The sequence below is a fragment of the Burkholderia sp. Bp8984 genome (assembly GCF_003853755.1).
Taxonomy (GTDB): domain Bacteria; phylum Pseudomonadota; class Gammaproteobacteria; order Burkholderiales; family Burkholderiaceae; genus Burkholderia.
Map to the genome: position 1 here is coordinate 241,007 of NZ_QTQN01000001.1, position 12,411 is coordinate 253,417.

Sequence of the window (12,411 nt, forward strand, 5' to 3'; positions counted from 1 at the left end):
TGCGACAACCCCTTCGCACCGGGACGCCTGGCCGCAATCACGAGTTGCGGCGCAGGACACGCAGGCATGCAACGTCCCGCCCCCCGCGCGCCTACCCGGTCGCACGGGCCGGCGCCTGATCCTCCGTTTCCGCACTCCCGTCATGTCGTTCAGGCTTTATCTGTCGTTCCTCGCTGCGTCCGCCGTCCTCATCTACGCCCCCGGCCCCGTCAACCTCCTCACGATGAACCAGGCATTGCGCGCCGGCTGGCGCCGCGCGCTGCCGTGCGTCTGGGGCGGCACGCTCGCCGTGCTGCTGCAGCTCGCGCTTACAGCGCTGTGCCTGAATTCGCTGGTTCACCTCGACGAGCACGCGCTGACCGTGCTGCGCTGGGCCGGCGCCGCCTACCTCGTATGGCTCGGCTGCAAGCAATGGCTCGGCCGGGCGCCGGTCACCGCGCCCGCCGCGTCGACGGACGCCGGCAACACGGCACCCGACGACACCGCCACCGGACGCGCGCTGTTCTGGCGCGGCGTCGCCACCTCCGGCCTGAACCCGAAGACGCTGCTGTTCTTTCCGTCGTTCTTTCCGCAGTTCATCGTCCCGGATCCCGACTGGAGCCTGAACGCGCAATTCCTGCTGCTCGCGGCGAGCTTCGCGCTGCTGTTCGCCGGCGGCGTCGCGTCGATGGCGCTGTTCTCGCACCGGCTGAGCCGTGCGCTGCAGCGGCCGGCGCGGATGCGCGCGATGAATCGCGTGACGGGCGGGCTGCTGGTCGGGATGGGCGCGATCATGGTCGGATGGAACTGAGCGGCCGCCTGAGCGCGTGACGTCGCGCGCTGCGGCGCGCGCCACCCCACGCCGGCCGACGCGCGGCCGGTACGACCAGTACAATCGCGCGATGTCCGAACTGCTCACTTACGGCGGCCTGTTCGCCGTGTCGATGGTCGCCGCGACCCTGTTGCCGCTCCAGTCCGAAGCCGTGCTTGCGGGCCTGCTGCTCGCCGGGCGCGAACCGGTGTGGGCGCTGGTGCTGGTGGCGAGCGTCGGCAACGTCGCGGGCGCGGCGATCAACTGGACACTCGGCCGCGGCATCGAGCACTTCCGCGACCGCCGCTGGTTTCCGGTGAAACCGGCCGCGCTCGCGCGCGCCGAGGGCTGGTATCGGCGCTATGGCCGCTGGTCGCTGCTGCTGAGCTGGGCGCCGGTGATCGGCGACCCGCTGACGATGATCGCCGGCGTGCTGCGCGAGCCGCTGCCGACCTTCGTCGCGATCGTGACGATCGCGAAGGTCGGGCGGTATCTGGCGATCGCGTGGCTCGTCGTGCCTTGACGCCTTGACGCCTTGACGCCTTGACGCCTTGACGCCTTGACGCCTTGACGCCTTGACGCCTTGACGCCTTGACGCATTCACGTATCAAGGCGTCCGCCCGCACGACGCCCCGTCGACGTTACTTCTTGTCTCCCGCCAGGTCGATCGCCTTGTCCGATCCGACCGCGTTGCGCAGCTGGAATTTCTGGATCTTGCCGGTCGACGTCTTCGGCAGCTCGCCGAAGCGCACGACCTTCGGCACCTTGAAACCCGCGAGCAACTGCCGGCAGTGGGCGACGATCTCCGCCTCGGTCGCGCTCGCGCCTTCGCGCAGCTCGACGAACGCGCACGGCACCTCGCCCCACTTCGGGTCGGGCATTGCGACCACCGCCGCGACCGCGACGGCCGGATGCCGGTACAGCGCATCCTCGACCTCGATGCTCGAGATGTTCTCGCCGCCCGAAATGATGATGTCCTTGCGGCGATCCTTGATGCGGATGTAGCCGTCCGGCGTCAGCACGCCGAGATCGCCCGTATGGAACCAGCCGCCGTGGAACGCTTCCTCCGTCGCGTGCGGGTTCTTCAGGTAGCCCTTCATGCAGATGTTGCCGCGGAACATGATCTCGCCGAGCGTCTCGCCGTCGGCCGGCACCGGCGTCATCGTGTCCGGATCGAGCACCGTCGCGCCCGCTTCCAGGTGATAGCGCACGCCCTGCCGCGCATTGAGCCGCGCGCGCTCGTCGTCGGGCAGCTCGTCCCAGTGCGCCTGCTTCGCGCAGACGGTCGCCGGGCCATAGACCTCGGTCAATCCGTACACGTGCAGCAGGTCGAAGCCGATCTCCTTCATCTTCGCGATCACGGCCGGCGCGGGCGCGGCACCGGCGACCATCGCGTGCACCGTGTGATCGATGCCGGCGCGCAACTCGGCCGGCGCATTCGCGATCGCGCTCTGTACGATCGGCGCGCCGCAGTAATGCGTGATGCGCTCGCGGCGGATCAGGTCGAACACCGTCTTCGCGTCGAACTTGCGCAGGCACACGTTCACGCCCGCGCGCGCCGCGACGGCCCACGGGAAGCACCAGCCGTTGCAGTGGAACATCGGCAGCGTCCACAGATACACCGCGTGCTTCGGCATGTCCCATTCGAGGATGTTGCTGATCGCCGCGAGATACGCGCCGCGATGGTGATACACGACGCCCTTCGGGTCGCCCGTCGTGCCGGACGTGTAGTTCAGCGCGATCGCCTCCCACTCGTCGGCGGGCGGCGTCCATGCGTAGTCGGGGTCGCCGCCCGCGACGAACGCCTCGTAGTCGGTCGCGCCCGCGAAGCGCGCGGGGTCGGCCGGCATCGCATCGGCAACGCTGACGATCTTCAGGCCCGGCACTTCGAGCGCCGCGCGATGCGCGAGCTCCGCGTATTCGGTGTCGACGATCAGCACCTTCGCCTCGCCGTGACGCAGCATGAACAGCACCGATGAAATGTCGAGCCGCGTGTTGATCGTGTTGAGCACGGCGCCGGCCATCGGCACGCCGAAGTGCGCCTCGACCATCGCCGGGATGTTCGGCAGCAGCGCGGCCACCGTCTCGCCGCGCGCGACGCCGGCCCGCGCGAGCGCGCTCGCGAGCTGCTTCGCCCGCGTGTAGGTCTCGCCCCACGTGCGCCGCACGTCGCCGTGCACGATCGCGAGGCGCGCGCCGTAGACTTCGGCCGCACGGACCAGAAAGTCGATCGGCGTGAGCGGCACGTAGTTGGCATCGCGGCGGCCGAGTCCGGCCTCGAACATCTGCGTCATGATCCTGTCTCCCGTTTTCTGTCGACCGGCGCGTGCGTCGGCCTCGTATCCGGCAAGTGTGCATGCACCCCGACCGGTCTTGATGTGGTTCAATTGCCGACAGCCTAACGGGCGCTATTGTGAGCCGTCTGTCATCGAAACGACAGAGTGCCTCATGAGCGCTGCGCGTTATCCCTATCCTCGCAAACCCGCATCCATGCACGACCACCTCGTTGCGCCGCCCGACGCGGCCGCCGCCGCTGTCAGCCCGCCGGCCAGCCCGCCGGCCGACACGCCGCTCGAACCGGGCCCGTTGCCCGCCCTGTCCGTGCTGTTCGGCCAGTGCGCGTGGTTCCGCGCGCTGGCGCCGGAACACCAGGCGCTCGTGCTCGCGCAGTCGCGCGCCGAGCAGCACGAGGCCGGCGACGTGATCGCGCAGCGGCTCGCACCGTCCGAATACTGGATCGGCGTGCATCGCGGGTTGCTGAAGCTCGCGATCTTCAACGCGTCGGGGCGCGGCTGCACGTTTTCCGGCGTGCCGTCGGGCGGCTGGTTCGGCGAAGGCAGCGTGATCAAGCGCGAGCTGCGCAAGTACGAAGTCGTCGCCGTCCAGCGCTCGATCGTGCTGTTCGTCCCGGTCGACACGTTCCATGCGCTGCTCGACACGAGCCTGCCGTTCACGCGCTTCGTGATCCACCAGTTGAACAACCGGATGGGCGAGTTCATCGCGTCGATCCAGAACAGCCGGCTGCTCGATGTCGACGCGCGCGTCGCACAGGCGCTCGCGCAGCTGTTCAACCCCGCGCTGTACCCGGACACCGGCCCGTCGCTCGCGATCTCGCAGGAGGAACTGGGAATGCTCGTCGGCGTGTCGCGGCAGCGGATCAACCAGGCGTTGCAGCAACTCGAGAAACTCGGCGTGCTGCGGCTCGCGTACAACCAGATCGAAGTCGTCGACCTGGCCGCGCTCGCGCAGGTCGGGATGGAACAGATCTGAGCGACGCCCGATGAACGGAAGCGTCGCTGCTGCGGCATGCGCGTGCGGTGCGGCGGCCTTTTTCGGGCATCGGCGTCCGCGCGCGTTTTCATCCGATCAATCGGCCTGAAGTCGCCTCGGTCGCCGCGCGCCGAACCTGACAAATCCGCCAGTTTCGTGTCAGTGACTCGTTCAGCCCCGACGCCTATCATTCGGGTTCCCCTCACCGCCGCCTGATCACCGCCTGTCCCGCCGCCTCCATGTGGATCGTCAATCTCGCGCTCAGGCGCCCCTACACGTTCATCGTGATGGCCATCATGATCGTGCTGGCCACCCCGCTCGCGCTGATGCGCACGCCTGTCGACGTCCTGCCGGCGGTCAACATTCCCGTCATCAGCGTGATCTGGAATTACACCGGCTTCTCCGCGAAGGAGATGACCAACCGCATCACGGCCGTCCATGAACGGATCCTCACGACGACCGTCAACAACATCCAGCACATCGAGTCGACGTCGCTGCCGGGCATCGCGGTCGTGAAGGTGTTCCTGCAACCCGGCGCGAACGTGCAGACCGCGATCGCGCAGACGGTCTCGTCCGCGCAGGCGATCGTGCGGCAGATGCCGCAGGGCGCGACGCCGCCGCTCGTGATCACCTATTCGGCGTCGAGCATCCCGGTGATCCAGCTCGGGCTGTCGAGCAAGACGCTCAGCGAACAGTCGCTCGCCGACATCGCGCTCAACTTCCTGCGGCCGCAACTGATCACGATCCCGGGCGCGCAGATCCCGTTTCCGTACGGCGGCCGCACGCGCGTGGTCGCGATCGACCTCGATCCGCAGGCGCTGCTCGCGAAGGGCCTCACGCCCGCCGACATCGTCAACGCGGTCAACGCGCAGAACCTCGTGCTGCCGACCGGCACCGCGAAGATGGGCCAGACCGAATACCGGATCGACACGAACGCGTCGGCCGACACGGTCGCGGACATCAACGGCCTGCCGGTCCAGACCGTCAACGGCGCGACGACCTACCTGCGCGAGGTCGCGTCGGTGCGCGACGGCTTCGCGCCGCAAACGAACGTCGTGCGCCAGAACGGCCAGCGCGGCGTGCTGATGTCGATCCTGAAGACCGGCGACGCGTCGACGCTGAAGGTCGTGTCGGACCTGAAGGCACTGCTGCCGAAGGTGATCCCGACGCTGCCCGAAGGACTCACGATCACGCCGCTGTTCGACCAGTCGGTGTTCGTCAACGCCGCCGTGCAGGGCGTGATCCACGAGGCGCTGATCGCCGCCGTGCTGACCGCGATGATGATCCTGCTGTTCCTCGGCAACTGGCGCAGCACGCTGATCATCGCGATCTCGATTCCGCTGTCGATCTTCACGTCGCTGATCGCACTCTCCGCGCTCGGCGAGACGATCAACATCATGACGCTCGGCGGCCTCGCACTCGCGGTCGGGATCCTGGTCGACGACGCGACCGTCACGATCGAGAACATCGAGCGGCACCTGCATCTCGGTACGAATCTGCACGACGCGATCCTCGAAGGCGCGGGCGAGATCGCGGTGCCCGCGTTCGTGTCGACGCTGTGCATCTGCATCGTGTTCGTGCCGATGTTCTTCCTGACGGGCGTCGCGCGCTTCCTGTTCGTGCCGCTCGCCGAAGCCGTGGTGTTCGCGATGCTCGCGTCCTACGTGCTGTCGCGCACGCTCGTGCCGACGCTGGCGATGCTGCTGTTCCGCCCGCAGCAGGCCACGAGCGGCCCCGATCATGCGACGTCGCGGTTCGCGCGCCTCCATCACGCGTTCAACGCCGCGTTCGAGCGGCTACGCGCGTGGTACATCGTGCTGCTCAGCATGCTGCTGGTGCGCCGCCGCTTCTACGCGACGTGCTTCCTCGGCTTCTGCGTGCTGTCGACCGGCCTCGTGTTCGTGCTCGGCCGCGACTTCTTCCCGAACGCCGATTCCGGCAACCTGCGGCTGCACATGCGCGCGCCGACCGGCTACCGGATCGAGGAGACCGCGCGCCTTGCCGACCAGGTCGAGCGCGTGATCCGCGAAACCGTGCCGGCGGACGAGCTCGGCGCGATCGTCGACAACCTCGGGCTGCCGGTGAGCGGCATCAACCTGTCGTACAGCAATGCCGGCACGATCGGCACGCTCGACGGCGAACTGATGATCGCGCTGAAGCCTGGCCACCGCGCGACCGCGCACTACGTGCAGACGCTGCGCACGCTGCTGCCGCAGCGCTTCCCGGGCGTCGAGTTCTTCTTCCAGCCGTCGGACATCATCACGCAGATCCTCAACTTCGGTCAGCCCGCCGCGATCGACGTGCAGGTGCTCGGCAACGATCTCGCGAGTAACATGGCTATCGCGAGCAGCCTGATGAAGAAGATCAGGCAAATCCCCGGCACCGTCGACGTGCACGTACTGCAGCGCAACGACGAACCGACCCTGGTGGCCGACATGGACCGTACGCGCATGCAGCAGCTCAGCCTCTCCGCGCAGAACGTCGCGCAGAACATGCTGATCTCGCTGTCCGGCAGTTCCCAGACGACCCCGTCGTTCTGGATCAATCCGCGCTCGGGCGTCCAGTACCCGCTGCAGATCCAGACCCCGCAATACAGCATCGCGTCGATCGACGACCTGCTCGGCACGCCGATTTCCGCGAGCGGGCGCACCGGCATGCCGCTGCAATTGCTCGGCAACCTCGTGCAGATCCATCCCGTCGCGAACCCGGCGGTGATCACGCACTACAACATCCGCCCGGCGATCGACCTGTACGTGAGCGTCGAGGGCCGCGACCTCGGCTCGGTCGCGGGCGCGATCGACCGCATCGTGTCCGACGCGCGCGCGACGCTGCCGCGCGGCACCGACCTGTCGGTGCGCGGCCAGGTCGAGACGATGCGCACGTCGTACCTCGGCCTCGGCGCGGGCGTCGCGATGGCGATCGTGCTCGTCTACCTGCTGATCGTCGTGAATTTCCAGTCGTGGCTCGATCCGCTGATCATCATCAGCGCGATGCCGGCCGCGCTCGCCGGCATCGCGTGGATGCTGTTCATCACCGGCACGCACCTGAGCGTGCCCGCGCTGACGGGCGCGATCATGACGGTGGGCGTCGCGACCGCCAACAGCATCCTGGTCGTGTCGTTCGCGCGCCAGCGCCTCGCGACCGGCGCGCCGCCGCTCACGGCCGCACTGGAGGCCGGCGCGACGCGGATCCGCCCGGTGCTGATGACGGCGCTCGCGATGATCATCGGGATGGTGCCGATGGCGCTCGGTCTCGGCGAAGGCGCCGAGCAGAACGCGCCGCTCGGCCGCGCGGTGATCGGCGGCCTGCTGTTCGCCACCGTTTCGACGCTGCTGTTCGTGCCGCTCGTGTTCGGCGGCGTGCATGCGCGGCTGGCCCGCCGGCGCGCGCGCCCGGCCGGACACTGACTTTCTAGCCTATCGACCCGGTCAATTCATGGAAGAGAAACATCACAGCTCCGTCGGCATCCAGGTGGACGAACACGGCATGCACCTGCCGACGCGCACGTCGGTGTCGCGGCGCGGGCGGGTCGTCCTGATCGTGATCGGCGTGCTGCTGGCCGCGGGCGCCGCGCGCACGATCGTCGTCAACGTGCTGAACCGGAATCACCTCGACGCGGTGGCCGAGCAGAACACGCGCCAGTACGTGAGCGTCGTGCATCCGGTCGACGCGGCCACCGGCGGCAAGCTGGCGCTGCCCGGCACGCTGCGCGGCTTCGTCGAAGCGCCGATCTACGCGCGTGCGAGCGGCTACGTGCTGCGCTGGCAGGCCGACATCGGCGCGCACGTGAAGCAGGGGCAGCTGCTCGCCGAACTCGACACGCCCGAGCTGAACCAGGAACTCGCGCAGGCCACCGCGCAGCGCCAGCAGGCGCAGGCCGCGCTCGCGCTCGCGAAGACGTCGTTCGACCGCGCGCAGCAGCTGCGCCAGCGCGATGCGGTGTCGCAGCAGGAACTCGACGACCGGCAAGGCGCGTTCAACCAGGGCACCGCGAACCTCGCGGCGGCCGATGCGAACATGCGCCGGCTCACCGAGCTGAAAGGCTTCCAGCGCATCGTCGCGCCGATCGACGGGATCGTCACGCAGCGCAACGTCGACGTCGGCGACCTCGTCAATTCCGGCAACGCGGGCCGCGCACTGTTCACGGTCGTGCAGGCCGACCGGCTGCGCCTGTACGTGCAGGTGCCGCAGGCTTATGCGCAGCAGGTGAAGGTCGGCCAGCGCGTGAGCGTCGCGCAGGCAGAACTGCCCGGCCAGACCTTCGACGGCACCATCACGCGCACGTCCCAGGCGATCGACGTCGCGACGCGCTCGCTGCAGATCGAGATCACGCTGCCGAACCCGGACGGGCGGCTGCTGCCCGGCGCATACGTGCAGGCGACCCTGCCGATGACGCCGGTCGGCCGCCTGCAGATTCCGGCCAACACGCTGCTGTTCCGGGCCGAAGGGCCGACGGTCGCGACCGTCGACGCGAACGGCCAGGTGCGCCTGAAGGCGGTGACGGTCGCGCGCACGATCGGGCAGACGCTCGAAGTCGACGGCCCGCTGACGCCGCACGACCGCCTCGTCGCGAACCCGAGCGATGCGCTCGCGAACGGCGACACCGTGATCGTGCAGGCGCCGCCGGTCGTGAAGCCGGCCTCCGCGGCCGCGGGAGCGCAGTCGTGAGCGCGCTGCGCGCCTGCCTGCCCCCCGCAGCGGTCGTGGCCGTCGTCGCGGTCGCGACGCTCGCCGGCTGTACGGTCGGCCCCGACTACCGGCGCCCCGCCGTCGAGACGCCCGCCGCGTGGCGGCTCGACCCGGCCGACGCTTACTGGCACCCGGCCGCGCCGGCCCGTGCGCCGCTCGACCCGGCGTGGTGGACCGCGTTCGGCGACGCGCAGCTCGACGCGCTCGAAACCGACGCGCTGCGCGACAACCAGAACCTGAAGGCCGTCGCCGCGCGCTACGACCAGGCGAAGGCGACGCTCGCATCGGTCGCGTCCGCGCAGTATCCGGCCGTCGGCCTGAACGCGAGCGGCCAGCGCTTCAAGATCTCCGCCGACCGGCCGCAGACCAACTACGCGACGAAGAGCATGTCGACCGTGCAGAACGACATCCAGGTCGCCGCGAGCGTCAGCTACGAACTCGACCTGTTCGGCCGCGTGCGGCGCAGCGTCGAATCCGCGCAGGCCAGCTCCGAGCAGGCGCGCGACGATTTCGCGAACGCGCGCCTGGTGCTGAGCGCCGATCTCGCATCGAGCTACTTCGCGCTGCGCGAACTCGACACCGAGATCGACGTCGTCAGGCGTTCGATCGACCTGCAGCAAAAGGCGCTCGACTACGTGAGCGCGCGCCACGACCTCGGCGCGGTGTCCGGCCTCGACCTGCTGCAGCAGCGCGCGCAACTCGACGCGACGCGCACGCAGGCGCAGTTGCTGATCCAGCAGCGCGCTCAGGTCGAGACGGCGATCGCGACGCTGGTCGGCACGCCGGCCCCCGCGTTCTCGCTGCCGCTGCGCGTGGCGCCGATCAACGCGCCCGCGCTGCCGACCGGGATGCCGAGCGACCTGCTGCAGCGCCGGCCCGACGTCGCATCGGCCGAGCGCGCGATGGCCGCGGCGAACGCGCAGATCGGCGTCGCGCGCGCCGCGTATTTCCCGCGCATCGCGCTGTCGCCGGACCTCGGCTGGGACGCGACGCGCTTCTCCGGCCTGTTCACCGTGCCGGCGCTGCTGTGGTCGATCGGCGCGTCGGTCAGCCAGCCGCTGTTCGAAGGCGGCAAGCTGAAGGCCGGCGTCGATTTCGCGCAGGCGGGCTACGTCGCCGCGCAGGCCAATTACCGGCAGACCGTGCTCACCGCGTTCCAGGAGGTGCAGAATGCGGTGACGGGCCTGTCGGTGCTGGCCGAGGCCGCGCAGCAGGCGTCGGCGGCCGTCGACGACGCGCGCAAGCTCGTGTCGCTCGCGCAGGACCGCTATGCGGGCGGCCTGACGCCGTTCATCGACGTGCTGACGGCCCAGCAGCAGTTGCTGACGAGCGAGCGCCAGGCCGTGCAGATCCAGGGCCAGCGCGCGGCGCTCGTGGTGTTTCTTGCGAAGGCGCTCGGCGGCGGCTGGGACGGCGCCACGCCGACCGACGTCGCGGCGGCCGGCCCGCAACCCGCCACGAGCGTCACTCCCTAACCCGGTTACGCGGACCCACCCATGAAAGTCCTGATCGTCGAAGACGAACCGAAAGTCGTCGAATACCTGAAGAGCGGCCTGAGCGAGGAAGGCTGGGTCGTCGACACCGCGCTCGACGGCGAAGACGGCGCGTGGAAGGCCGTCGAATTCGACTACGACGTGGTCGTGCTCGACGTGATGCTGCCGAAGCTCGACGGCTTCGGCGTGCTGCGCGCGTTGCGCGCGCAGAAGCAGACGCCCGTGATCATGCTGACCGCGCGCGACCGCGTCGACGATCGCGTGCGGGGCTTGCGCGGCGGCGCCGACGACTACCTGACCAAGCCCTTCTCGTTCCTCGAGCTGATCGAGCGGCTGCGCGCGCTGACGCGCCGCGCGCGCGTGCAGGAATCGACGCTGATCTCGATCGGCGACCTGCGCGTCGACCTGATCGGCCGGCGCGCGACCCGCGACGGCACACGCCTCGACCTGACCGCGCAGGAATTCCAGCTGCTCGGCGTGCTCGCGCGGCGCAGCGGCGAGGTGCTGTCGAAAACGACGATTGCCGAACTCGTGTGGGACGTGAACTTCGACAGCAACGCGAACGTCGTCGAGACGGCGATCAAGCGCCTGCGCGCGAAACTCGACGGCCCGTTCGCGGAGAAGCTGCTGCATACGATCCGCGGCATGGGCTACGTGCTCGAGGCGCGCGAGGACGGCGACGCGGAGCGGCACGCATGAAACGCTCGATCACCCTGCGCCTGTCGGCGATGTTCGGCATCGTGTCGCTGCTCGTGTTCACGCTGGTCGGCTGCGGGCTGTTCGTGATGATGGAGCGCCAGCTGCTCGCCGAACTGCGTGCGACGATCGACACGCGCGCGAAGGTCGCGCAGATGATCGTGTCGCACGCGACCACGGCCGCGCGCGGCCGCCTGATGCAGGAAAAGCTCGCCGACCTCGAACCGCCCGACGGGTCGACGCGCTACCAGGTCGACAGCCCCGACGCCGACTTCCGCTTCGGCCGTCCGGTCGACGGCGTGCCCGTCGGCGAACCGTTCGGCGCGTTCCAGCAGTACGCGCTGAACCACAGCAGCTACGACGTGATGACGAAGACCGTCCCGATCGCAGGCAGCGGCGAGCGCCCCGACCTGAAGCTGATCGTCGCGTCGTCGTGCGAGCGCACGCAGCGCATGCTGCGTCGTTTCGCGTGGACACTCGCTGCGCTGATCGCGATCGCCACCGTCATCACGCTGCTGCTGAGCCGCGCGGTCGCACGCTTCGGGCTCGCGCCGCTCGAACGGATGTCGCAGGACGCCGCGGCCATCGGCGCCACCGACCGCCGCCAGCGGCTGCACACCGACGCGCTGCCGACCGAGCTGCGCGATCTCGCCGCGTCGTTCAACGGCGCGCTCGAACGCATCCAGCAGACCTACGCGCGGCTCGAGGCGTTCAATGCGGACGTCGCGCACGAGCTGCGCACGCCGATCAGCATCCTGATCGGACAGACCCAGGTCGCGCTGACGAGCCGCGACCGCTCGGTCGACCGGATGCGCCAGACGCTGCAGTCGAACCTCGAGGAATTCGAACGGTTGCGCGTGATCATCAACGACATGCTGTTCCTGTCGCGCAGCGATCGCGGCGAACGCGCGACCGACCTGAAGCACGTGTCGCTCGCCGACGAAGTGCGCCGCATGCTCGACTTCCTCGAGATTCCGCTCGACGAAGCGCAGTTGCGCGCCGAACTGCACGGCGATGCGCGCGCGGCCGTCGACCCGTCGCTGTTCCGCCGCGCGATGACCAACCTGCTGATCAACGCGATCCAGCATTCGGCGCCTGGCGCGACGCTGAACGTGACGATCACGCCGCGCGATACGCTCGTCGACGTGTCGGTCGCCAACCCCGGCGAGCCGATCGACCCGGTGCAGCGCGCGCACGTGTTCGAGCGCTTCTACCGGCTCGAGGAAGCGCGCGCGAACAGCAAGGAGAATCACGGGCTCGGGCTGTCGATCGTCAAGGCCGTCGCGGAGATGCACGGCGGCAGCGTGTTCGTCGCATGCGCGGGCGGCGTCAATACGTTCGGCTTCTCGGTGTCGACGCAACCGGGAAGCAGCGGCCCGCTGCGCGCGGCCGACGCCGGCGACCCGCACGCGCTGCGGCCTGCGCACGCGCCGCGCGCGATGCATTGACGGCGGCCGCGCCTGTCGAAGTCCA

The 12,411-nt window shown here is 69.3% G+C and carries 9 protein-coding genes; 8 read left to right on the forward strand and 1 reads right to left on the reverse strand.

What is annotated here, in order from left to right:
* The first annotated feature begins 142 nt into the window (after positions 1-142).
* Complete coding sequence (locus DID98_RS01030) at positions 143-790, forward strand: LysE family translocator (protein WP_124484905.1); 648 nt, start codon at positions 143-145, stop codon at positions 788-790.
* A 91-nt stretch (positions 791-881) separates the two neighbouring features.
* Positions 882-1,313, forward strand: a complete 432-nt coding sequence (locus DID98_RS01035; RefSeq protein WP_124519518.1) for a YqaA family protein — start codon at positions 882-884, stop codon at positions 1,311-1,313.
* Positions 1,314-1,431: 118 nt separating this feature from the next.
* Here DID98_RS01035 and DID98_RS01040 read toward each other — a convergent pair whose 3' ends face one another.
* Positions 1,432-3,084, reverse strand: coding sequence for an acyl-CoA synthetase (locus DID98_RS01040; RefSeq protein WP_124484907.1), 1,653 nt, complete (start codon positions 3,082-3,084; stop codon positions 1,432-1,434).
* 196 nt (positions 3,085-3,280) lie between these two features.
* On the opposite strand from DID98_RS01040, the gene DID98_RS01045 reads away from it, so the two are divergent.
* The 6 genes from DID98_RS01045 to DID98_RS01070 all read left to right on the forward strand — a co-directional run bounded on the left by DID98_RS01045 (position 3,281) and on the right by DID98_RS01070 (position 12,386).
* Positions 3,281-4,060: a Crp/Fnr family transcriptional regulator gene (locus DID98_RS01045; protein WP_124519635.1), complete on the forward strand. Its 780-nt coding sequence runs from the start codon at positions 3,281-3,283 to the stop codon at positions 4,058-4,060.
* A 239-nt stretch (positions 4,061-4,299) separates the two neighbouring features.
* Positions 4,300-7,467 carry an efflux RND transporter permease subunit gene (locus DID98_RS01050; RefSeq protein WP_124519637.1) on the forward strand — a complete coding sequence of 1,056 codons (3,168 nt, stop codon included), beginning with the start codon at positions 4,300-4,302 and terminating at the stop codon, positions 7,465-7,467.
* 28 nt (positions 7,468-7,495) lie between these two features.
* Positions 7,496-8,728 (forward strand): efflux RND transporter periplasmic adaptor subunit, encoded by a 1,233-nt coding sequence (locus DID98_RS01055; protein ID WP_124519522.1) that lies wholly within the window; start codon positions 7,496-7,498, stop codon positions 8,726-8,728.
* A gap of 5 nt (positions 8,729-8,733) precedes the next feature.
* Complete coding sequence (locus tag DID98_RS01060) at positions 8,734-10,224, forward strand: efflux transporter outer membrane subunit (protein ID WP_124519905.1); 1,491 nt, start codon at positions 8,734-8,736, stop codon at positions 10,222-10,224.
* A gap of 21 nt (positions 10,225-10,245) precedes the next feature.
* Positions 10,246-10,941: a heavy metal response regulator transcription factor gene (locus DID98_RS01065; protein ID WP_044843022.1), complete on the forward strand. Its 696-nt coding sequence runs from the start codon at positions 10,246-10,248 to the stop codon at positions 10,939-10,941.
* Positions 10,938-12,386: a heavy metal sensor histidine kinase gene (locus DID98_RS01070; protein ID WP_124519639.1), complete on the forward strand. Its 1,449-nt coding sequence runs from the start codon at positions 10,938-10,940 to the stop codon at positions 12,384-12,386. The genes DID98_RS01065 and DID98_RS01070 overlap by 4 nt, the downstream gene beginning before the upstream one ends.
* Positions 12,387-12,411 lie beyond the last annotated feature (25 nt).

What these genes read in the sequence shown, in the direction of transcription:
- DID98_RS01030 (WP_124484905.1), top strand. Translation starts at nt 143, where the DNA reads ATGTCGTTCAGGCTTTATCTGTCGTTCCTCGCTGCGTCCGCCGTCCTC.
- DID98_RS01035 (WP_124519518.1), top strand. Translation starts at nt 882, where the DNA reads ATGTCCGAACTGCTCACTTACGGCGGCCTGTTCGCCGTGTCGATGGTC.
- DID98_RS01040 (WP_124484907.1), bottom strand. Translation starts at nt 3,084, where the DNA reads ATGACGCAGATGTTCGAGGCCGGACTCGGCCGCCGCGATGCCAACTAC.
- DID98_RS01045 (WP_124519635.1), top strand. Translation starts at nt 3,281, where the DNA reads ATGCACGACCACCTCGTTGCGCCGCCCGACGCGGCCGCCGCCGCTGTC.
- DID98_RS01050 (WP_124519637.1), top strand. Translation starts at nt 4,300, where the DNA reads ATGTGGATCGTCAATCTCGCGCTCAGGCGCCCCTACACGTTCATCGTG.
- DID98_RS01055 (WP_124519522.1), top strand. Translation starts at nt 7,496, where the DNA reads ATGGAAGAGAAACATCACAGCTCCGTCGGCATCCAGGTGGACGAACAC.
- DID98_RS01065 (WP_044843022.1), top strand. Translation starts at nt 10,246, where the DNA reads ATGAAAGTCCTGATCGTCGAAGACGAACCGAAAGTCGTCGAATACCTG.
- DID98_RS01070 (WP_124519639.1), top strand. Translation starts at nt 10,938, where the DNA reads ATGAAACGCTCGATCACCCTGCGCCTGTCGGCGATGTTCGGCATCGTG.